This window comes from Bacillus sp. JZ105, assembly GCF_053903125.1.
The window spans coordinates 3,593,058-3,615,111 of record NZ_CP096387.1 but is presented as its reverse complement, the minus strand read 5'-3'; the positions used below and the strand labels follow the sequence as shown (position 1 = coordinate 3,615,111).

The window sequence follows — 22,054 nt, the reverse complement described above, 5'->3', positions numbered from 1 at the left end:
TTGGCGTTTAAGCCTTCTTTTTCATTAAGAATGAAGCGATGATGGCAGCGACTAAGAAGCCGATGCTGATAATGGAGCTAGGCAGGTTTTCTTGTCTGAATAGGAACAAAACAAAGCTCAAACTGAGTACAAGACCTGCAAATATAGTTAAATACGGAAACAGCCACACCTTGAAATACGGCTCCTGTGGATATTTTGGACGCAGCTTCAGATGTGCCAGACAAATGCTGATCCAAATGAGTGAAACAGCAAAACCAGGAATAGCCAGCATGTAGCTGAAAATTTGGTCTGGATATAAGTAAGCAAAAAATGTTCCGATGAGAAGAAATAGAACGGTAACCCATAAACTTAAAATGGGTACGCCTCTTTTGTTGACCCGTGCCAGTTTTTTCGGACCGCCGTCTGATTTAGAAAGAGAATGAATCATTCTCGTCGTTCCATAAATACCGGAATTCGCCGCAGATAGAACGGCTGTAATCAAGACGAAATTAATGAAGTGAGAGGCGCCTTGCATACCAGCAGCAGAAAAGACTTGGACAAAAGGACTGTTATTTGGGTCAATTTGATTCCAAGGAATAAGGCCGCAGATGATCAAAATCGGCAATGTGTAAAATAAGATAATCCGCCACATCATACTTTTGACTACTCCAGGCAGGACCTTCTCCGCATCCTTTGTTTCAGTAATGGTCAGCCCGATCAATTCAGAGCCTCCATAAGAGAAAATAACCACTAAAAGTGATGCAAAGATCGCACCCCATCCGTTCGGGACGAAGTTTTGATAGTTGGTAAGTGCTGGTGTGCTTTGTTCGTTTGGAATGATCCCAAATAATAATGCTGCACCAAGAATAATAAAGACAATAATAACGAAAATCTTCATTCCAGCGAACCAAAACTCAATTTCACCAAAGTATTTTACATTATTCAAGTTAATTCCGATGACTAAGAGTGAGCAAAGTAAACATAATGACCATAACGGTACGTTCGGCAGCCAATATTGAAGCAGACTGCCAGCTGCAATAATCTCAATGACACATACAGTGAGCCACATGAAACAGTAAACCCAGCCGACAACAAATGAAAAACGTTGACCAAGCGCAATTTGTATAAGGTCGCGAAGATTATTTCCCGGATACACAATGGCCATTTCGGCTAACGCTGCCATCACAATAAGGAGCAGCAATCCGGCAAATACATAGGAAAAAATGACCCCAGGACCTGCTAAACCAATTGTATCGGCACTTCCTTTAAAGATTCCTGTACCAATGACCCCGCCCATCGCAATCATGCGAATGTGACGCGGTGATAAAAGCTTTTTTAATTCTTGTTGCTCCTGATTCACGCTCATGACGTTCTCCTTTTTTAAAAATGCTTATGTTCCATTTTCTTTTTTCAAGACGTCAGTGTCAATATAAAAAAAGAGATTTTTCAGACAAAAATAGAGGATGATTCTATCAAAACAAATATTTATATCCATTATTCCCTTATTTCATCCATATTCTAAAAATGAAACTTCAAATAAATGAACATTTGCCTTATTTATGACATAAACAATTTTCGGTTTTTGTCGATATATCATTTGTATTACTAAAGTCCTAATAAAGAATTGTTTGTAAATGTAAAATATTTCAAGAACGTTAGAGTTGAAAGGAGTTATAAAAGATGTTTAAGAGAAAAGCAAATGATTCATCTGCTGAAATCCTTCTAAGAGAAAGCAGCCAATTAATAGAAAGAATCGAAAAAGGAGACCTTTCAGCAAGATTAGATACTGCTGCATTTTCTTCTAGCCAAACGATAGAAGCAGTGGCACAAATGAATGAAGCTTTGCAAAAGATGCAGGATGCAAATGAAAATATTCAAATGCGGATGGATTTAGTGACAAAAGCCATTCAAGTTGGCTTATGGGATATGGTCGTTATCGCTGGAGACCCGGTCAACCCAAAGAATGAATTCACATGGACGGATGATTTCCGCAAAATGCTCGGCTTTCAAAATGAGCACGATTTTCCAAATCTATTAGACAGCTGGGCATCTCGAATACATCCGGATGAACAAGAATATACATTAGATGCATTCTCTTCGCATTTATTGGATCATTCAGGGCGTACGCCGTATGATATCGAATATCGCTTAAAGTTAAAAAACGGAGATTATCGCTGGTTCAAAGCAACTGGAACGACCGTTCGTGACCGAAATGGTGTCCCTCTTCGTGTGGCGGGAGCTCTTTTTGATATTCACGATCAGAAATTGAAAGAAGAAGAGCTGCAAGCATTCGTCACAAGATATGACTTAATCAATCGTGCGCTTGTTGAAGCTCCTTGGGACATGGTAGTAGAAGCTGGTGATCCAGTCAATCCAAATAACGAATTCTGGTGGTCTCCGCAGTTCAGATCAACGCTTGGCTTTACGGATGAAAAAGATTTCCCAAATGTTCTGAGCAGCTGGAGCGACCGCCTGCATCCTGAAGATCAAGAAATAGCTCTTCAAGCCTTTGCAGATCATTTAAATGATCACTCTGGACGCACACCGTTTGATATTGATTACAGATTACAGCGCAAAAATGGGGAGTACCGCTGGTATCATGCGGGTGGTGAAACCATTCGTGATGAAAAAGGCGTTCCTCTTCGTGTGGCAGGAACCATTCGTGACATCACGTTAGAAAAAAACAAAGAGGAAACAGCGAATGAAATGGCGTCACAAGTAGAACAGCTTTCAAGTTCTATTAGTGAGATGGTATCGGGCATTAGCTCTGTGACAAATCAAGCACAGGAGCTTGCTGTTGCTCAAGAGCAGTCAACGTCTGCCGCAAATCTAGCAAAAAATAGTGCTGATGAGACGAAAAATATTTCTGACTTAATCAAAGAAGTGGCGAACCAAACGAACCTGCTTGGTCTAAATGCTGCAATTGAAGCAGCTAGAGCTGGTGAACAGGGCCGCGGATTCTCTGTCGTTGCAGATGAAGTACGGAAGCTGGCACTGCATAGTGCCAATGCAACGGAAAATATCGAATCTAGTTTAACAGAAATGAAAAAACAAATTGATGAAATTCTTGAAAATATCTCGAATATGACAGCTCTTACGCAAACTCAGGCTGCTTTAACAGAGCAGGTGAATGCTGCAGTCGATGAAGTGAATCACATGTCTCAGCGTCTTGTGGCGTATTCAAAGAGTATTTAATCGTCAAAAACCGCCCTCTCATAGAAGGCGGTTTTTTCATTAAAACTGATCTGCTGGGAAAACAATACCTGCATCTTTTCTTGCGGCATCAAGAACTTTCATCACGGAGAGACTTTCATCAAGCCATGCATAGCACTGTTCATGATTTTTTGTTTCAATGATCTGCTGGAAAGCTTCTGCCTCATAATACAGACGGTTTGGATTCGTTTGTGCATTGAGTGAGATGACCCTGTCATCAACATGCAGCAGCACTTCCTCGCACCCATTCGCCCCATTTTTCACATGAATGAAGCCTTTTTCTCCTTGAATCAATGCAAAGTTCATGCTGCTTGTATCCTTACTGCCGACACTTGTTGCGATCAAATCATTGTAAGTGAACGTCAAAACACCAGATGTATCAATACCGTTTGGATGGCGGTTTGCCTGATATCGGACTTGCTCTGGTGATCCAAAGAGGTTCATGATGAAATGGACATTATAGATATTAATATCCATCAGCGCTCCTCCAGAGAACTCAGGGTTAAAGACATTTGGCGTTTCGCCGGCTAGCAGCTGATTATATTTGCTGGAATATTGACTATAGTTGCATTGAACCAGTTTGATTTTACCTAATTGATGAAGGTGCTTTTTGATCAAATGATAGTTTGGCATATGAACGGTCGTAATGGCTTCAAATAGGAGAAGCTGCTTTTCCTTTGCGAGAGCGATTAAGGCTTCCAGCTCTTTCACATTAGAGGTGAAAGGCTTTTCGCATATCACATGTTTTCCGTGTTTCAATGCTTTCGTTGCATGCTCGCTGTGTAAACGATTCGGTGATGCGATGTAAACGGCTTCTACGTGAGGATCTTCTAGCATAGCAGTTAGATCCGTATAAGTTGTCTGCACCCCAAATTTGTCTGCGAGCTTCTTTGCCGTTGCTTCCTTTCTTGAATAGACAGCGTGACAAGAAGCACCGTCGAGCTGTTCAATCGCTTGCAGGAAACTTTCCACAATGATACCTGTTCCGATGGTTGCGATGTTCATTCTCAAAACCCCTTCCACTCGTTTAAGCTGACTCTAGTATAACCGATGTTTTCATTGAACGTGTACTGAGATATCTGAGCGAAGGTGTGCCAGTGATCAACACCGGTACACTTTGGCAGCCCTTACAATCAGCTGATATTTGCTAATGTTTGCTTTGTTAACAATTGAATAGCTGCCTTCCTTTTTTTTAACTCTTGAATAGAGTGCTGGATATCTTCGACTTTTTGCTCGAGCAGCTGTTCAGCTTCTGTTTTTGACTTTTTTTCGAAAAGTGATTTGATAATTTCACGAATTTCTTTAAGTGAGAAATCTAGCTTTCTCGCTTCGGTGATAAATGACAGCATGAGTACATATTTTTTATCATATAGACGATAGCCGTTATGCGCTCTTTTGGGCTCTGGGAGCACCCCTTCATTTTCGTAAAAACGAATGGTTTCAATATGTACTCCAGACATTTTTGACAATTTACCTCTCGTAAACGTAATCATTCCCTGCACCTCCTTTCTTTGCTATTCATCATACAATTAGATTTGCTCGTTTCAAAACATTCTATAGTGGTGGACAATTGTTCTACTTGTTTCAAATGGGGGATCAGCACGATGAATAGAATGCGTTATAATAGAGTAGACTCATGTGATATTTGTTACAGATGTGAACAAAAGTAGACAGCGTGAAGAAAAAACGATAGGCTAAAATAGGTAAATAGTAATGAAATAACCAGTCATCATCGTATTGGTGGCTCAAAATAGTGACAGCACGTTTTTGCTGAGAAAAGGGGACCAGTGAATGTATAAATTAGTCGCAATTGATATGGATGGTACGTTATTAAATGATCAACATATGGTGCCGGATGAAGTGTTTGAAGCCATTCAACAGGCTAAGACAGAAGGAATTAAAATTGTTTTATGTACAGGCCGGCCAATTGGCGGGGTAAATCGCTATTTAGCTGATCTTCAGCTTGATCAAGAGGGAGATTATGTGATCGCCTATAATGGAGCGCTTGTTCAAAACAGCCATACAAATGAAGTGGTGTCAGAGCTCACATTATCCTATGATGACTTAACTTCGTTATATGAATTGAGCCGTCAGCTGGACACGCCGATGCATTATTTCGATTCGGCCAATTTATACACACCAAATCGCGATATTAGTGAATACACAGTGCTTGAATCCTACTTAACAAAACTGCCGCTGAAATATATGCCTGTTGAAGAGGCGGATTCATCGATGAGACTTCCGAAAATGATGTATATTGATCAGCCAGAACGTTTGGAAAAAACGATACAAGCCATCCCGTCTGAAGTGAAGGAAAAGTATATGATGGTGAAAAGTACAGATTTCTTCCTTGAAATCCTGCATCCTGATGTGAGTAAGGGAAATGCCGTGAAGCTTCTAGCGAAGGAGCTGGGAATTCCTCGTGAAGAAGTCATGGCTATTGGGGACAACGGGAACGACGTCTCAATGCTAGAGTTTGCGGGCTGCGGCGTTGCTATGGGAAATGCCATTGATGATGTCAAAGCCGTAGCAGATGTTGTAACAAAATCTAATAATGAAGCCGGAGTAGCACATGTGCTGCATGAGCTGGTTTTAGGAAAATAAGAAAAGAGCGGTCTGCCAGGGGACTGACCCCCGTTTTTGAGACAGGGATCAAAACACCTTTATACAGCCAATTGCCGATAGTTTATCGGTGATTGGTTGTTTAGTTTCGTTTGAATACGAATGTTGTTATAATAATAAATGTATTCTTTGACAGTGCGTTCTACGATGTTGGTCGTAGTTCGATCAATGCTGTTAAGATAGAACGTTTCAGACTTTAGTGAGGAATGAAACGATTCGATGGAGGCATTATCAGCGGGTGTCCCTTTACGGGACATGCTCATGGTAATGCCTTTTATATGAACAGCTTTCTGATACTCGTAAGATGTATACACAGAACCTTGGTCGCTATGTAACACGCAGTTCTCAGGCAGTGCTGGGAGCTGATCAAGTGTGTTTAAGATAAAGTCTGTGTCCTGCTTATCACCAATCGTAAAAGCAATCACTTCTCCATTATATAAATCCAATATACTGGAAAGGTACAATTGTTTCTGTCCATAAGGCAAATACGTGATGTCCGTTACTAGTTTTTCAAGAGGGCGATCAGACTGAAAGTTCCGATCGAGTATATTACCAGCCACGGCATAGGGTTGCCCATTCTTCTTACGCTTTTTCATTTTAACCCGGCATTGCCACTGGTTTTTCTGCATGATACGTTGAACAGTTTTATGGTTAATACGCATTCCCACTTTTAGTATGGCTGTAATTTTTCGGTATCCATATCGATACTTGTGCTCTCGGCACAACGTGCCGATTTGTTTCTCTAGTTGTCTTTTAGAATGATTCTGAGTCAGATTCTTTTTCCATCTATAGAACGAAGCGCGTGAGATGCCTAAATGGACACAGATGTCCTGTACTGTCATCTTTTTGCGCAATTCTTCTACCAGTTTGATTGACGTTTCCTTATCAACTTCCTTTCCAATTCGTTGTACTTTTTTAAAACTTCATTCTGTTGACTCAGATAGCGATTTTCTGCCCGCAGTCTCTCTAATTCGGAAGAGTACTCGGGACCCTTTCCATAGGTATATTGTTTTCCAACAGGCTGTTCGAACCGGTGTGTATCCCCAGCCTTATGCCACCTCACCCATGTTTGAACCTGCGTTTTATTTTTGATATTCAATTCTTGCATGATCTCTTTCATAGGTACGCCTGCCAATCTCATGTCTACAGCCTTCTGTTTGACTTCAACCGGATAACTCACTCTTGTCCCCATAGAAAAACACCTCCATGTTTTATATCGGATCACAACGATCCGTTTTCAAACTTGAAGGTGTTTTTTATTTGTCTCATCTTATGGGGTCAGTCCCCCAGTGCGGTAGCCGCTTTTTTATATATTGGAGAAAAAGTAAACAAGCATACGTCTGCTGCTTAAATTTGTCTTTTGCAGCATCGCTTTCACATGATCATGAACGGTATGGGGTGAAATATATAACGTACTCGCAATTTCCTTTGTCGACTGGCCCTTTAATAAGCACTCGAGGACGTTCATCTCTCTTTCTGTCAGCCTGTACGTTTTCGCTGCATAAGGAAGAATATCATTTGTTTGGGCTCGTTTGATGTGAATCATGACAGCCTCCTCCTGCCTGTCAGCAACCTGCGTCAATCGAAAGGCTTGAAGAGAAAGAAAGACTCCCGTAGGCATTTTTGTGATGCTTGCTGCTGTTTGATCGGTGCCGCCGTATAAAAGCTTAGCGCCTAATGCTCTGAACGGGCGCGGCATGACGGCTTGGTCATGGATTTGCTCAAAGGCTTGAAATGTATGAAGCCAATGGAGCCCTGTCTCATTTCCATAAAGAAGCTTGTAATGAGTTGAAAGAATGAGAAATCCTTGCTGCTCTGCCGCATCCTCATCTTCAGTGTCTCTTTTTTTGAAAAGCTCATCTCTCAGCTTGGCTGCAAGTGACGGTGTTAGATCGATGACTGCTTGTATATCTCGCTTCTGAAAAGATTCCTTGCCCTTTTCACGATAAAGGCTGGCGATACCCCAGCATTCTCCTTGAACCACAAGGGCTGCCCGCAATTCATCAGACCAACCGTTAGGTAACAAAATATGCTGATAACGCTCACTGTTCAAATATGCCCCGCTTTGAATGAGACTCGCAGCATGAGTAGGACCTTTGGCTAGAAACTCATGCTGATGCACGTCCTTTTTTAAAAATTCATTTTGAAAGAGCTGGTCATGAATTTCTTCAATCGGTTCATCAGTGTAGGAACCTGTCGAGAGGAGAGTGGCTGGATCGATGGTTGTGATACAAGCGGCATCAAAATCAATGACAGCAGCAAGCTCGTCCCGAATGTGCTGCCTTAGCTGCTGAAAATGAGTGGCTGGATTGACCACATGATCTCCTCCTCAAAAACCCCCACTTTTAGGGATCGTTTTTTCTGGTGCCTCTTTTTACAATAAAGATGTCATATCGTTAGTGTACAGGAAACGATGGAAAGCGGAAAGGAACTGGAGGAGAATCATATGAAAGGAAACCAGCATTGGCACGACCCTGTTGCTGAATCATACGCAGCAACGATTTCACATAAAGTCCCCGGCTATCACCTTTTGCATGAGTTAACAGTAGATGTATTAGAAACTGAAATAAAGGGAGCGTCCTCTATTCTAACTGTCGGAGCGGGTGGGGGTGAAGAGATCATCAACATGCTTCAGAGAAAAGAAGACTGGCTCATCACAGGAGTCGATCCGTCTGCATTTATGCTGGATATGGCGAAACAGCGGGTTTCACAGCTCCAGATGGAGGCGCGTGTCACTTGGTATGAGACCGCATTAAACAAGGTGTCTGCTGAAGCTGTTTACGATGCCGCAGTGAGCCTGCTTGTGATTCATTTTGTAGAAAATCGGCTGTCATTTTTACAGGAGATTGCACAAAGGCTTCAACCAGGGGCCCCGTTTGTACTCGCATTTATACAAGGAGAGATGAATTCCAGCGCATTTCAGCAAGAGCTACATATGCTGTCTCTTTTCATGAAGCGGCAAGGTCTAGGAAAAGAAGTGTTTTCGTCCTTTAATGACAGACTGGGACGTGCAACATATCCTGTGCCTGAGGAGGAGATGAGAGGACATTTAATTAAGGCGGGGTTTCGAGACATCAGACCTTATTTTCAGGCAGGAATGATCAAAGGGCTTGTTTGCAAGCGAAGCCGTAGAGAGGCGGATGAGAGATGAGATCCCAGGTCATGGTGATTGGCGGCTATGGACATGTCGGACAGCAAATATGTCTTCAGTTAAGTGAAGTGTATCCAGGGCAAATTGTTGCGGCGGGCAGGAGCTATGAGAAGGCCGAACAATTTTCACAGCAGACAAAAAGAAGAGTCCTTCCTTACAAACTAGATGTTAGTCAGTCATTACATTCTGACTGGATGGATGAAACAAAGCTGGTGATCATGTGTCTCGATCAAGATGACACGTCATTTGCTGAAACCGTTCTGCGGGCAGGTATTGATTATATCGATATTTCTGCAAAGGGGGCGTATATGGAGCAAATGGCACAGCTGGATCAACAGCAAATCAGTGCAACGGCTTTGCTCAGTGTAGGTCTCGCGCCCGGCCTTACAAATTTATTAGCTGCGAAAGCGGCATCTATGCTTTCATCAGTGGATCAAATAGATATTGGGATTATGCTTGGGTTGGGGGATCAGCATGGAAAAGCCGCGATTGAATGGACGATTGATCATGTCCATACTGATTATGAACTCACTGAGCATGATCAGCGGAAAAGAGTGAAAAGCTTTACTGGAGGCAGACAGGTCAACTTTGGTGGACAGCTTGGAAAGCGGTATGCCTATCGATTCCCCTTCTCTGATCAACAGACATTGCCTTCCACACTTCATGTGCCATCTGTGACGACAAGGCTTTGTTTTGATTCACGGCTCGCGACGGGGGCATTGGCCTTCACAAGGAGCCTTGGACTGACGTCGTTCCTTACATTACGGAAGATGAAGGATCGAGCCATTTCAATGATTCAATCTTCTCAAGTGGGAACAGATCTATATGCAGTCAAAGTGGAAGCGGCAGGGACGGATGGGAAAAAGGTTCATCATGCAGCGCTTGGTATAAAAGGACACGACGAGTCTCAAGCAACAGCTCAAGTCGCATGTGCTGCGGCTCTGCATTTATTGAACAGACGGTTTCAGTCAGGAGTTTTTCATATTGAACAATTATTTTCACTAGCATATGAGAACGGGCATTTTGCTTTGGCGGATCAAAAAACAAAGGAAGAGAAGACATTAGCGATAAGGGCCAGCCTTTTGACGGCATAAAAGAAGACAAAGAGCTAAAATCAAGATCATTTTAGCCCTTTGTCAACAGTCTGAGACTAGCATTCTGCTAGTCTTTCAGCGTGTAGACAAACCCTCGCATTCGTTGTCAGGTCTGCGCTCCGGTGCTCACGAATGTTTCAATTCGCTCCGCTCCGGTACTCGCCCTTCCTAGACTGCAAAGGTTTTCTATCACGCTGAAAAGAAGACAAAGGGCTAAAATAAAAATCATTTTAGCCCTTTGTCAACAGTCTGTGAGACTAGCATACTGCTAGTCTCTTTATGATGACGTCGACACATCCCCTTTTTTCTTAATGCTTGCTGTGATGAGCTGTGTCAATGTGTCAGAACCTTTTTTTGAAAGGTGAACACCATCGGGCTGAAAATAGGATGGCTGTCCAGTAGCGGCTGAATGCCAATCGACCAAGGTGACATTTTGATCTTGATCGGCCACTCGCTGAATTACCGTATTTACATCATTTTCCCATGATCTAGGAACCCTCGTGTTCACTAAGAAAATATGTGCCTTTGAAAAGTTTTGAATGAATGCTTTCAGCGTGTCCTCAGTAAAATAACCATTTGTGCCAAGTTCAATGATAACAGCGGCATCAGATTGATTAAATGATTTGTATTGAGGGGCGATGCCGATGGCTTCGTTCATCTGTCTGCCAACTTTCCCATCGATGGTGATTTGTTTATACGCTTTTTCGAGATTCGGCGCAATGTCTAACATGACAGAATCACCAATGGCAAGAACTTGGTGAAATTGTTTTTGATCAGCTGCTTTTTTCTCGTGCTTTTCTTTCTTTTTCTTCTCTTTTGATTCCGATGGTTCGGCTGTTTTTTTCGGTGCTGTCTTAATTTGCGTCACTTCCTTCACATGTGGGGAGGAAGTGGACGAGTTGGACATGCCAATGATAAATAAGATCAAAAGAGCAGCGGTGATCCCAAGGAACACTTTATTAGATGTAGACCACTGTTTGATTCCTTTTTTCCAAATAGACCAAGAGGAAAAATATTGTCTGAAGCCATGCTGGCGGATCGGCTGTTCGATGAAGCGATAGGAAGCTTCAGCAACTAGTAAAATGGCGATGAGCTGCAATGTGACACGCGCTATGGAAGGTTGTCCAATTTCAATAACCGGTGTGGTCAGTACGATAATGGGATAATGCCACAGATAAATACCATAAGACCGCTTACCGAGCCAGACAAGCGGCTGAAAGGACAGCCATTTCCCTATAAGACTTGCAGGGTGGCAGACGCACGCAATTAAGATGGCCGCATTCAGACAGAATAAAAGCATACCCCCCTGATAGAGAAAGGCATCGAAATCGTCCACTGCATAAACACAAAGAAGGAAAATCGCAAACGAACCGAACCCGGCAATATGTAAAATACGTCTGCCAACAGGAAGTAATTTTTTGCTGGATAGTCTTTGCATAGGCCACACAAATGCCAGGCTGCATCCAATCAAGAGCGCAAATGCACGAGTATCTGTTCCATAATAAACCCTGCTTGGATCGGTATCTGGTGAATAAAGAATCGCCATCCATAAGGCAGAGACAAGCGCAAGTCCAAAGGTGATCATAGGCAGATGGGATTTGTTTTTTACCCATTTCAGCCCTGCAATCAACAGTACCGGCCAAATGATATAAAATTGCTCTTCTATTGCCAGAGACCACAAATTTTTCAGTGGAGATAGAGCATTGAAGCTATCAAAATAGGAAAGCTGGTGAAAAATGTACCACCAGTTACTGACATAAAAAAAGGACGATATGGCATCGCCACGAATGGACAATAATGCGTTTGATCCAGCAACTGCGCACCAGCTGACGGTTATAAAAATCATGATGTAAGCGGCTGGAAGAAGCCTCCTGATCCGTCCTATCCAAAATGGCAAAAGCTCTTGATAGCCTAAATCCTGCTTATGTAACAAGATCGTTGTGATCAAGTAACCAGAAATGACAAAAAATAAATCAACGCCAAGAAACCCGCCGCTTGCGGGTTCGATATGTAAGTGATAAGCAATGACTGCCAATACAGCAACAGCTCTTAGTCCATCTAATCCTAAAATATAACGAAAACGATTTTCCTTGCTGTTCATGAAAATGAATCCCCCATCAATGTCAAACGCTTCTTTTTGTTGTTCATTCAAAAGAGCAGATTCTTTTATTTTATATAAGATTAGACGAATCAGCATTACATTTTGTTGGCGAATTTCTGTCTTTTTTAAAATTTTTTTAATTGGAGGGTTAAGAGATGTCGAATTTGATACTCAAAATCAAAATCCCTGTCATAATAAAAGAAGAAGGAAAGGGGATGTATTGAATGAAAACGATCGAAAATGATCAGTTATTGGTTCAGATTCATGAAAAAGGAGCGGAAGTCAGGGAGGTGCTTGCCAAGGAAAGCGGGCGTCACTATATGTGGTCCGGTGATCCAGCTTATTGGGGCAGGGTGTCGCCTGTCTTGTTTCCGATTGTTGGGCGATTAATGAATGATCAATACAAAATTGACGATCAAACCTTTGAGCTCACGCAGCATGGGTTTTTACGTGATGTCAATTTTGATTTATATGAAGAAACGAAGCATACGGTGACCTTTCAATATGAATCAAGAGGCCGGCACGTGAAGCAATACCCGTATGAATTTACAGCGCGAATTCGTTATGAACTTTTGGAAAATGGACTGAAGATTTCCTGGGAAATTGAGCATGATGGAGAGGATACGATGTATTTCTCCATTGGAGGACACCCAGCATTTCGTATTCCGCTTGTTGAAGGCGAGCAAACATCAGATTATTCACTCACATTGACATCTTCCACTGAACATCTCCCTGTGCAATATGAACTGCGGAATTCACTTGTCAGGGAGAAAGAAAAAGGCATTCAGCTTGAACCGATCCAGCTTTGCCCAGAGCTTTTTCAGCATGATGCGATGATCTTTAGCCATATCAATCGAGTGTCATTGACTTCAGGGGCAGATCACGGAGTTGAGGTCGATCTCACCGGCTTTCCTTTCGTTGGCATTTGGTCGCCTTATGATCAAGAAAAAGGAACGATGGCTCCTTTTGTTTGTATTGAGCCGTGGTATGGCATCGCCGATAGGGAAGGGACGAATGGACAGTACAAAGAGAAGTTTGGCATTCAAACATTAGAAAAGAATGAGACATTTCATGCTGCTTATACAATTTTCTTTAAATGAACATTTGTGCATGATGAGGTGAACAATTTGTTATGATAGAAGAAAAAAGGGGGCGTATGAATGGATCGAGAGAAACAACAGCTGAGTATTGAAGCGGCAAGGCTTTATTATTTGTCTGATTACAGCCAGCAGGAAATTGCCAAACAGCTCGACCTGTCGAGACCGACTGTATCTCGGCTGCTTCAATATGCGAAAGAGAAGGGGTACGTCCAGATTACGGTGATGGATCCGTTTGAGGATTTAAATGAGCTTTCTTCATTGCTCAAGGAAAAATATGACCTGCTCGAAGCTCATGTGGTGTTTTCACCAAAGGACGACTATCCAACCATCACCGATTATTTGAGCCGATTTGGTGCAGATTACTTGCAAGAGACGGTGAAAGACGGCGATATCGTTGGCGTGAGCTGGGGAACGACTATGTATCAAATCGCACAAAAGATGCAACCTAAACAGGTAAAAGGTGTAGAGGTTGTCCAGCTCAAGGGCGGAATCAGCCATTCTCATGTGAATACATATTCTGCGGAAACCATCCAGCTGTTTGCTGAGGCCTTTCAAACAGCACCGCGCTATTTGCCGCTTCCTGTTGTATTTGATAGTGCTGCCGTCAAGGAGATGGTTGAGCAGGACAGACATATTCAGCGAATTATCGAAATGGGCAAGCAGGCGAATATCGCTGTGTTTACTGTTGGAACGGTAAGAGATGAGGCACTTTTGTTTAGACTAGGTTATTTCCGTGAAGAAGAAAAAGCGCTCCTCAAGGAATCCAGTGTTGGAGACATTTGCTCGCGTTTTTATGATCAAGATGGACGCATTTGCAGTGAAGCCATTAACAATCGCACAATTGGCGTGGAGCTAGATGATTTAAGGGCAAAAGAACGATCCATTCTTGTCGCGGGCGGTCATCGAAAGGTGGCTTCTATACACGGCGCACTAAGAGGAAAATATGCGAATGTATTGATCATCGATCAGCACACAGCGAGGGCTCTTTTAAATGTCACAAAATAGATGAACAAAATTTCATAACCATGTTTACAATTGTTCATCCGTCATATATGATGAAAGTATCATAATTCAAAGGAAGTGTGAAGCATGACGATAGCAAAGCTCATTGATCATACAGCACTAAAACCAGATACAACTAGAGCTGCAATTATGCAGTTACTTGAAGAAGCAAAGACTCATCAATTTGCATCTGTTTGCGTAAACCCAACTTGGGTATCTCTAGCTTCGAAAGAACTAGCAGGAACAGGTGTTGATGTATGTACAGTCATCGGTTTCCCGTTAGGCGCCAACACAACAGCGGTGAAAGCATTCGAAACAAAGGATGCCATTGAAAACGGTGCAACAGAAGTGGACATGGTCATCAATATTGCGGCATTGAAAGACGGCGAACATGATGTGGTGGAACAAGATATTCGTGCAGTTGTAGACGCAGCAAAAGGCAAAGCATTAGTGAAAGTCATTATTGAAACATGTTTACTTACTGATGAAGAAAAAGTCAAAGCTTGTGAGCTTTCAGTGAAAGCAGGCGCTGATTTTGTGAAAACATCGACTGGATTTAGTACAGGCGGTGCAACGGCTGAGGACATCGCATTAATGCGTAAAACAGTAGGACCTGACATCGGTGTGAAAGCATCAGGCGGCGTGAGAACAAAAGAAGACGTTGAGGCAATGACAGCTGCAGGTGCTACCCGTATTGGCGCAAGTGCAGGCGTTTCCATTATCAAAGGGGATCAATCAGCTCCTTCGAAAGACTATTAATTCATACGATCCTATGGTAGGATAACATTCATGACTCATAAATGATGAAAAAGTCATATGCGGAAGGAACTCACTTCTGGGAATTTCTTCCGCGTTTTGTTTGCGAAATAGGGTTTGTCCCATACAAGCGCATTAATGTAAACGAATTCATTCAAGGAGGAAAAACATGAAATACGTGATTGGTATCATCGGTTTGCTAGTGATTCTCGCCATTGCATGGCTGGCTAGTAATGGGAAAAAACGAGTGAAATTCCGTCCAGTAATTGTTATGATTGTACTGCAATTTATATTAGGTTATATTCTGCTCAATACAGGTGTTGGAAACTTTCTAGTCGGAGGCTTTGCAAAAGGATTCCAAATGCTTCTAGGCTATGCCGGCGAAGGAATCAACTTTGTATTTGGCGGGTTAATGAATGATAATGCGTCCACTTTCTTCATCAATGTTTTACTGCCGATCATCTTTATCTCGGCGTTAATCGGTATCCTGCAGCATTGGCGTATTCTTCCGCTTATCGTACGCGGAATCGGATATTTGCTAAGTAAAGTAAACGGTATGGGAAAACTAGAATCTTACAACGCAGTAGCGTCAGCGATTTTAGGTCAATCAGAAGTCTTTATTTCTATTAAGAAACAGCTTGGATTATTACCTCAGCAGCGTCTTTATACATTATGTGCATCTGCAATGTCGACGGTATCGATGTCGATTGTTGGTGCGTACATGCAAATGATTAAACCAGAGTATGTGGTTACAGCACTTGTGCTGAACCTATTTGGTGGATTTATTATCGCATCAATCATCAATCCATATGAAGTCTCTAAGGATGAAGACATGCTTGAAGTCGTCGAGGAAGAAAGACAATCCTTCTTCGAAATGCTTGGCGAATACATTATGGATGGTTTCAAAGTAGCGATTGTTGTTGCTGCAATGTTAATTGGCTTCGTTGCATTAATTGCGATGATTAACGGTATCTTTACAGCTGCCATCGGTGTTTCTTTCCAAGATGTACTTGGATATGTCTTTGCTCCATTCGCGTTCATTGTTGGTGTTCCTTGGAGCGAGGCGGTACAAGCAGGAAGCATTATGGCGACCAAAATGGTATCTAACGAATTTGTGGCAATGCAAATTCTATCCGGTGATGCTTTCCAATTCAGTGCTCGTACAGAAGCGATCATTTCTGTATTCCTTGTATCATTTGCGAACTTCTCTTCTATCGGTATCATTGCTGGAGCAGTCAAAGGCTTAAACGAAAAGCAAGGAAACGTAGTCGCACGCTTTGGATTAAAGCTGTTATTCGGTGCAACTCTTGTCAGCTTCTTAACAGCAGGCGTTGTCGGTTTGATTTACTAATTTAAAAAAAGGAATGGTGAAAACAATGAGAATGGTAGATATCATTGCGAAAAAACGTGACGGAAAAGAATTAACTTCAGAGGAAATTTCTTTCTTTGTCAAAGGTTATACGGACGGAACAATTCCTGACTACCAAGCAAGTGCCTTGGCTATGGCGATTTTCTTCCAAGATATGACGGATCAAGAACGTGCAGACTTAACACTCGCTATGGCGAACTCAGGAGATACAATTGACCTGTCTGCCATTGACGGTATTAAAGTAGACAAGCACTCAACAGGCGGTGTAGGCGATACAACAACGCTTGTACTCGCTCCTCTTGTTGCGGCACTAGATGTACCTGTTGCGAAAATGTCAGGGCGCGGTCTTGGGCATACGGGCGGTACAGTGGACAAGCTTGAAGCGGTCAAAGGCTTCCACGTAGAAATAACAAAAGACGAATTCATCGAGCTCGTGAATCGTCATAAAGTAGCAGTTATTGGCCAATCAGGCAACCTGACACCAGCTGATAAAAAGCTGTATGCTCTTCGTGATGTGACAGGAACTGTTAACTCAATTCCGCTTATTGCAAGCTCCATTATGAGTAAGAAAATTGCTGCTGGTGCAGATGCGATTGTACTTGATGTGAAAACAGGCGCAGGTGCTCTCATGAAAACACCAGAAGACTCAGAAAAGCTTGCAAAAGCAATGGTTCGCATCGGAAACAACGTTGGCAGACAAACAATGGCGGTCATCTCTGACATGTCTCAGCCGCTAGGATTAGCGATTGGAAATTCTCTTGAAGTGAAAGAAGCGATTGATACGCTTCGAGGCGAAGGTCCTGAAGACTTAAACGAGCTTGTGCTCACATTAGGAAGTCAAATGGTCGTTCTTGCGAAAAAAGCAGACACACTTGATGAAGCAAGAGAAAAGCTGATTGAAGTGATGAAAAACGGCAAAGCGCTTGAGAAATTCAAGGAATTCTTAGAAAACCAAGGTGGAGACAGCTCAATTGTGGATCAGCCTGAAAAACTGCCGCAAGCACCTTACAAAATCGAAGTACCTGCAAAAGAGTCAGGTGTCGTAGCTGAAATCGTCGCGGACGAAATCGGTGTTGCAGCGATGATCCTTGGAGCAGGACGCGCAACAAAAGAGGACGATATCGACCTATCTGTCGGCATCATGCTGAACAAAAAAGTGGGCGATCGTGTTGAAAAAGGAGATTCACTTGTGACTCTGCATGCGAATCGTGAAGATGTTGCAAATGTCATGGAGAAAATTTATGACAACATCCGCATTGCTGATCATGCCGATGCACCAACATTGATCCACACAGTCATTACTGAATAAAGAAAAAGGACAAAAGTGATTCGTCGCTTTTGTCTTTTTTTATGCTTGTCATTTTCTATTGAAATAAAAAAATTCACTTTATGAAACAAACCTCTTGCAATCATCAAACAATGGGTGTATATTAATTGACGAGTCAATGATTGATATATCAAGTAATTGATTTCTGAATAGAAAAGAGGGGATGGCATTGACTGCATTTTGCTCTGAAGAGGCAGAGGTATTATATCGTTTGCAGTGCGTGAACCGTATGATGGGCGTGAAGTTCGAAGCATGCACGGGCATCAGCCAATCAAGACTTGAGTTGCTATCGCTGTTATTCCAAGCCGATGAAATCAGCCAATCAGATTTGCAGAAAAAAGTAAATATTGATAGTGCAGCTGTGACGCGTCATTTAAAACAGCTGGAAACAAAAGGAATGGTCACACGCAGAAGAAAACCAGAAGATAATCGAGTCACACTTGTCCGCTTAACAGAAGAAGGCAGAACGAGAATCGAAGCTTCTAAAATAGAAAAAGAACGATTTATCTCAGAAATGCTTGAAAACGTAAGTGAAGAAGAACGAAGGCTTCTCACTGATGTGCTCATCCGTATACAACAAAACATCGAAAAGATTCAAACAACCTAAAGGAGTGTTACACATGGCTACAACATTAAAAACAAACGATTTTATGGAAATTATGAAAGGGCGCCGCTCTATTCGTAACTATGATCCATCTGTGAAAATCAGCAAAGAAGAAATGACAGAGATTTTAGAAGAAGCAACAACTGCACCATCATCAGTAAATGCACAGCCTTGGCGCTTCATGGTTATTGACAGCCCAGAAGGAAAAGAAAAGCTTGCACCACTTGCAAAATTCAACCAAACTCAAGTGTCAACATCAGCAGCTGTCATTGCAGTATTTGCAGATATGAAAAGCAATGAATACTTAGAAGAAATTTATTCAAAAGCAGTAGAGCATGGCTACATGCCGCAAGAAGTGAAAGAAAGACAAATTGCTGCATTAACTGCACACTTTGAGGTTCTTCCAGAGCAAGTGAACCGCGAAACCATCTTAATTGACGGTGGGATTGTGTCTATGCAGCTTATGCTTGCTGCACGTGCACACGGTTATGATACAAATCCAATTGGCGGATATGATAAAGAAGTCATCGCTGAAACATTTGGATGGGATAAAGAACGTTATGTACCAGTCATGCTGCTATCAATTGGGAAAGCAGCCGACGAAGGCTATGCATCTTACCGCTTACCGGTTGATCGTATTGCTGAGTGGAAATAATATCTTTTCAAAAGGAGACGATCAAATGATTATTATTCATGCAGGAATGACCATTCATCCAGAAAAAGAAAACGTATTTTTAGAAGAAATCAATGAGTTAATGAAAGCTTCACAGGCTGAAGAAGGCAATGTTTCCTACAAGCTGTTCAAGGATACAGAAAAGGAAAATACCTTTTTAATGGTAGAAGTGTGGAAAGATGACGCTGCGGTTCAGAGCCATAATGCAAGTGCTCATTTCCAGGCTTTCGTAGCGAAGGCAAAAGAATTCTTAGCCGCTCCACTTGACGTGGTTGCCTTTCAAGGCCAGCAGCTTTCATAGAAAAACAACAAACACCCTAGGCGGTTAACGCCTAGGGTTCTTTTATTTTCGACACATGGTTCCACCCATTTCATTCACGTATTGTGCATTTTCCACAAAATTTCTGAAAATAAAATGTTTTTCGACTTAACTATATTGGAATATGCTAGAATTAGATATTATTTATTACCAAAATAGGGAGGAACCAATATGAAAAAAGGGAAATGGACGAAAATGGCACTAACCGCTGTCCTAAGTTTAGGCACATTGACAGCTTTCAGCACCCCTCTATCTGCCCACACCACAGAAAAATCAACATCCTCTGATGGCGGTCATTATTCAGGTATTCCATTTGACTCAAGTGTCGTGAATGAAGACCGTCTTGTCAAAGCCTTGAAAAAACAAGGAAAGATCAAAAAGAATGCCAATGAGGCAGAAACCCAAAAAGCATTAAAGAACTATCTAAAGAAAAAAGAAGAATCAGCAATGAAACAAAGTGCCAGCACCTTAACAGAAGAGCCTGAATTCCTGAAAGAATACAAACAAGAGGTACATAACAAACTTGCCAAAAAGAAAAAATTAAAGAAGCATAAAGGAAAAGAAAGCAATCAAGTAAAACCGGTCAAAAAGGAAAAGTATAAAGGTGACGTCCGCAATGATAAAGTATTGGTTTTATTAGTAGATTTTAAAGATTATAAGCATAATAGTATCAAAAAAGAAGAGACTGATATGTACTATGACAAGTACGATCAACAGCACTATCAAGATATGCTTTTCGGAAAAAATGGCTACATCGGTCCAGATGGGAAACGGAAAGTATCCATGAAGCAATACTATGAAAAGCAGTCCGGCGGCAGTTACACAGTTAGTGGAACAGTTGCAGGATGGTATACAGCGAAGCATGAAGCAGCTTATTACGGCGGGAACGTACCTGACGATTCAGGCAGTGACGGCAGACCGCGCGAATTGGTGAAAGAAGCACTCGAAGCAGCAGCAAAAGATCCGAATATTGATCTAAGCGAGTATGATCAATGGGACCGCTATGATATTGATGGCGACGGTGTTTATAATGAGCCAGACGGCATCATTGACCATCTGATGGTCGTTCACGCCGGCGTAGGTGAAGAAGCAGGCGGTGGACAACTTGGCGCTGATGCGATTTGGTCACACCGCTGGTCACTTGGTGATGTATTTGAAATTCCGGATACTGAATCTGAAGTTGGTCAAGGCGGGAAATTAGGCGCGTTGGATTACACCATCGAGCCTGAAGATGGCGCAGCAGGTGTGTTCACACATGAATTCGGACATGATCTTGGTCTTCCTGACGAGTACGATACACAGTACACAGGCAGAGGAGAGCCCGTTTCTTACTGGTCGATCATGTCAAGCGGAAGCTGGGCAGGTAAAGTTCCTGGTACGGAACCAACAGGCTTTAGCCCATATGCGAAAGAAATGCTTCAAAATTTGCATGGAGGCAACTGGCTTTCTGGACAAACCATCGATGGTAAAACATTAAAGAAAAGCAAAACAGTATTAATTGATGAAGCAGCAACAAAAGGAACGAATCATGATGCCGTTCGAGTCGATTTACCAGATAAAGAGATTGTCGTCACGACACCTGCTCAAGGGAAATATTCGTACTTCAGCGGAACGGGTGACAATTTGAATGCAACCATGACGACAACAGGTATTGATTTGTCAAAAGAAGGCAAAGCAGAGCTGACATTTAAAGCATGGTACGATATTGAAGAAGATTATGATTATGCGTATGTCGAAGTGCGTGAAACAGGGACTGATCAATGGAAGACCATCGCGGGTAACATCACGAATGATCGAAATGAAGCAGGTGCAAACGAAGGCAATGGCATCGACGGAAAATCAGACGGCTGGGTAGATGCAGCCTTTGACCTGTCTGCTTATGCAGGGAAGAAAATCGACCTGCAATTCCGTTACACAACTGATGCAGGCTATTCACTTCCAGGCTTATTCGTAGATGACCTGAACATCACGGCAGATGGAACGAAAGTATGGTCAGATGATGCCGAGGGCACGTCTACTTTTACCTTTAATGGATTCTCAAAATCTAATGGAAAACAATATGCAGCACAATACTATTTACTAGAGTGGCGCTCTTATGCTGATGTCGATAAAGGCTTAAAGCATATTAAACGCGGGGCAAGTCTGATGAGCTATAATAACGGGTTGGTCGTTTGGTATGTCGATCAATCATACAGTGATAACTGGGTAGGAAAACATCCGGGGAACGGCTTCCTTGGCGTAGTAGATGCAGATCAGCAAGTATTAAAATGGAGTGACGGTTCCATTGCCGCAACAGGGTTCCAAGTACATGATGCAGCATTCTCTTTGAATCCAAGTACGAAGCTGAATATAGATTATACAGCAACAACGGGCTTAACTTTGCAAGATCGCTACATTCGCCCGGCTCGTACATTTAGTGATAAAAAGAACTATGTGAATCCAAACAACCCAGATGCAGGACGCGATGTACCGACATATGGGTTATCCTTTAAAGTCGTTGGACAAAGTAAGGATCGTTCTGTTGGAAAGGTGTTAATTTCGAAAAGTAACTAAATAGAAAGCCGGATTCTACCATTGAATCCGGCTTTTTGATATGTGAGAAAAGGATTGTGAGGGCACGATTGTTTTTTAAATCGAATGTCTGTTCTTTTTTATTTTGATATCCGAATGAAACCATTATATAATAGACACTGGAAGGTTTTTCTTTCAACCATGATTCTTTTTAGCTGTTAAAACAAAGGAAA

The 22,054-nt window shown here is 42.2% G+C and carries 18 protein-coding genes and 1 pseudogene; 13 read left to right on the top strand and 6 right to left on the bottom strand.

What is annotated here, in order from left to right; genetic code table 11:
• Positions 1-7: 7 nt before the first annotated feature.
• Positions 8-1,345, bottom strand: coding sequence for an amino acid permease (locus tag M1D81_RS18620; protein WP_456266055.1), 1,338 nt, complete (start codon positions 1,343-1,345; stop codon positions 8-10).
• 314 nt (positions 1,346-1,659) lie between these two features.
• On the opposite strand from M1D81_RS18620, the gene M1D81_RS18615 reads away from it, so the two are divergent.
• Entirely contained in the window at positions 1,660-3,174 is a 1,515-nt protein-coding gene (locus M1D81_RS18615) for a PAS domain-containing protein (protein WP_456266056.1), read from the top strand.
• Positions 3,175-3,213: 39 nt separating this feature from the next.
• Here M1D81_RS18615 and M1D81_RS18610 read toward each other — a convergent pair whose 3' ends face one another.
• Both M1D81_RS18610 and M1D81_RS18605 read right to left on the bottom strand, forming a co-directional pair.
• Positions 3,214-4,197, bottom strand: coding sequence for a Gfo/Idh/MocA family protein (locus M1D81_RS18610; protein ID WP_456266057.1), 984 nt, complete (start codon positions 4,195-4,197; stop codon positions 3,214-3,216).
• Positions 4,198-4,325: 128 nt separating this feature from the next.
• Positions 4,326-4,685, bottom strand: coding sequence for a MerR family transcriptional regulator (locus tag M1D81_RS18605; protein WP_024423948.1), 360 nt, complete (start codon positions 4,683-4,685; stop codon positions 4,326-4,328).
• Positions 4,686-4,983: 298 nt separating this feature from the next.
• Between M1D81_RS18605 and yidA the strand changes: the two genes are divergently transcribed.
• The gene (gene yidA / locus M1D81_RS18600; RefSeq protein WP_456266058.1) at positions 4,984-5,796 is read left to right on the top strand and encodes a sugar-phosphatase; all 813 of its coding nucleotides are present in this window, start codon (positions 4,984-4,986) and stop codon (positions 5,794-5,796) included.
• A 59-nt stretch (positions 5,797-5,855) separates the two neighbouring features.
• Here yidA and M1D81_RS18595 read toward each other — a convergent pair.
• Together M1D81_RS18595 and M1D81_RS18590 are read right to left on the bottom strand one after the other, a co-directional pair.
• A protein-coding gene (locus tag M1D81_RS18595) for an IS3 family transposase (protein WP_456265364.1) occupies positions 5,856-7,006 on the bottom strand; the annotation gives its coding sequence in 2 pieces (ribosomal slippage) (positions 5,856-6,733 and positions 6,733-7,006; 1,152 coding nt in all).
• 114 nt (positions 7,007-7,120) lie between these two features.
• Positions 7,121-8,131 carry a helix-turn-helix transcriptional regulator gene (locus M1D81_RS18590; RefSeq protein WP_456266059.1) on the bottom strand — a complete coding sequence of 337 codons (1,011 nt, stop codon included), beginning with the start codon at positions 8,129-8,131 and terminating at the stop codon, positions 7,121-7,123.
• A 129-nt stretch (positions 8,132-8,260) separates the two neighbouring features.
• Between M1D81_RS18590 and M1D81_RS18585 the strand changes: the two genes are divergently transcribed.
• Together M1D81_RS18585 and M1D81_RS18580 are read left to right on the top strand one after the other, a co-directional pair.
• Complete coding sequence (locus tag M1D81_RS18585) at positions 8,261-8,965, top strand: class I SAM-dependent methyltransferase (protein WP_456266060.1); 705 nt, start codon at positions 8,261-8,263, stop codon at positions 8,963-8,965.
• On the top strand, positions 8,962-10,059 hold the full coding sequence (locus tag M1D81_RS18580; RefSeq protein WP_456266061.1) for a saccharopine dehydrogenase family protein: 1,098 nt from the start codon (positions 8,962-8,964) through the stop codon (positions 10,057-10,059). The genes M1D81_RS18585 and M1D81_RS18580 overlap by 4 nt, the downstream gene beginning before the upstream one ends.
• Before the next feature lie 277 nt (positions 10,060-10,336).
• Here the strand turns inward: M1D81_RS18580 and M1D81_RS18575 are convergent, their stop codons facing one another.
• Positions 10,337-12,160 carry an acyltransferase family protein gene (locus M1D81_RS18575; RefSeq protein WP_456266062.1) on the bottom strand — a complete coding sequence of 608 codons (1,824 nt, stop codon included), beginning with the start codon at positions 12,158-12,160 and terminating at the stop codon, positions 10,337-10,339.
• A gap of 224 nt (positions 12,161-12,384) precedes the next feature.
• Here M1D81_RS18575 and M1D81_RS18570 point away from each other — a divergent pair, with 224 nt between their 5' ends.
• The 9 genes and pseudogenes from M1D81_RS18570 to M1D81_RS18530 all read left to right on the top strand — a co-directional run bounded on the left by M1D81_RS18570 (position 12,385) and on the right by M1D81_RS18530 (position 21,863).
• Complete coding sequence (locus M1D81_RS18570) at positions 12,385-13,260, top strand: aldose 1-epimerase family protein (protein WP_456266063.1); 876 nt, start codon at positions 12,385-12,387, stop codon at positions 13,258-13,260.
• 60 nt (positions 13,261-13,320) lie between these two features.
• On the top strand, positions 13,321-14,265 hold the full coding sequence (locus M1D81_RS18565; RefSeq protein WP_456266064.1) for a sugar-binding transcriptional regulator: 945 nt from the start codon (positions 13,321-13,323) through the stop codon (positions 14,263-14,265).
• An 84-nt stretch (positions 14,266-14,349) separates the two neighbouring features.
• Positions 14,350-15,021 (top strand): deoxyribose-phosphate aldolase, encoded by a 672-nt coding sequence (deoC, locus tag M1D81_RS18560; RefSeq protein WP_456266065.1) that lies wholly within the window; start codon positions 14,350-14,352, stop codon positions 15,019-15,021.
• Between the two features lie 166 nt (positions 15,022-15,187).
• Positions 15,188-16,369: a NupC/NupG family nucleoside CNT transporter gene (locus tag M1D81_RS18555; protein WP_456266066.1), complete on the top strand. Its 1,182-nt coding sequence runs from the start codon at positions 15,188-15,190 to the stop codon at positions 16,367-16,369.
• A 25-nt stretch (positions 16,370-16,394) separates the two neighbouring features.
• On the top strand, positions 16,395-17,696 hold the full coding sequence (locus M1D81_RS18550; RefSeq protein WP_456266067.1) for a pyrimidine-nucleoside phosphorylase: 1,302 nt from the start codon (positions 16,395-16,397) through the stop codon (positions 17,694-17,696).
• A 140-nt stretch (positions 17,697-17,836) separates the two neighbouring features.
• Positions 17,837-18,321, top strand: a pseudogene (locus M1D81_RS18545) (MarR family winged helix-turn-helix transcriptional regulator).
• Positions 18,322-18,334: 13 nt separating this feature from the next.
• Complete coding sequence (locus tag M1D81_RS18540) at positions 18,335-18,973, top strand: nitroreductase family protein (RefSeq protein ID WP_024427550.1); 639 nt, start codon at positions 18,335-18,337, stop codon at positions 18,971-18,973.
• A 25-nt stretch (positions 18,974-18,998) separates the two neighbouring features.
• The gene (locus tag M1D81_RS18535) at positions 18,999-19,292 is read left to right on the top strand and encodes a putative quinol monooxygenase (RefSeq protein WP_024423933.1); all 294 of its coding nucleotides are present in this window, start codon (positions 18,999-19,001) and stop codon (positions 19,290-19,292) included.
• A 189-nt stretch (positions 19,293-19,481) separates the two neighbouring features.
• Positions 19,482-21,863 carry an immune inhibitor A domain-containing protein gene (locus M1D81_RS18530; RefSeq protein ID WP_456266068.1) on the top strand — a complete coding sequence of 794 codons (2,382 nt, stop codon included), beginning with the start codon at positions 19,482-19,484 and terminating at the stop codon, positions 21,861-21,863.
• Positions 21,864-22,054: the final 191 nt, after the last annotated feature.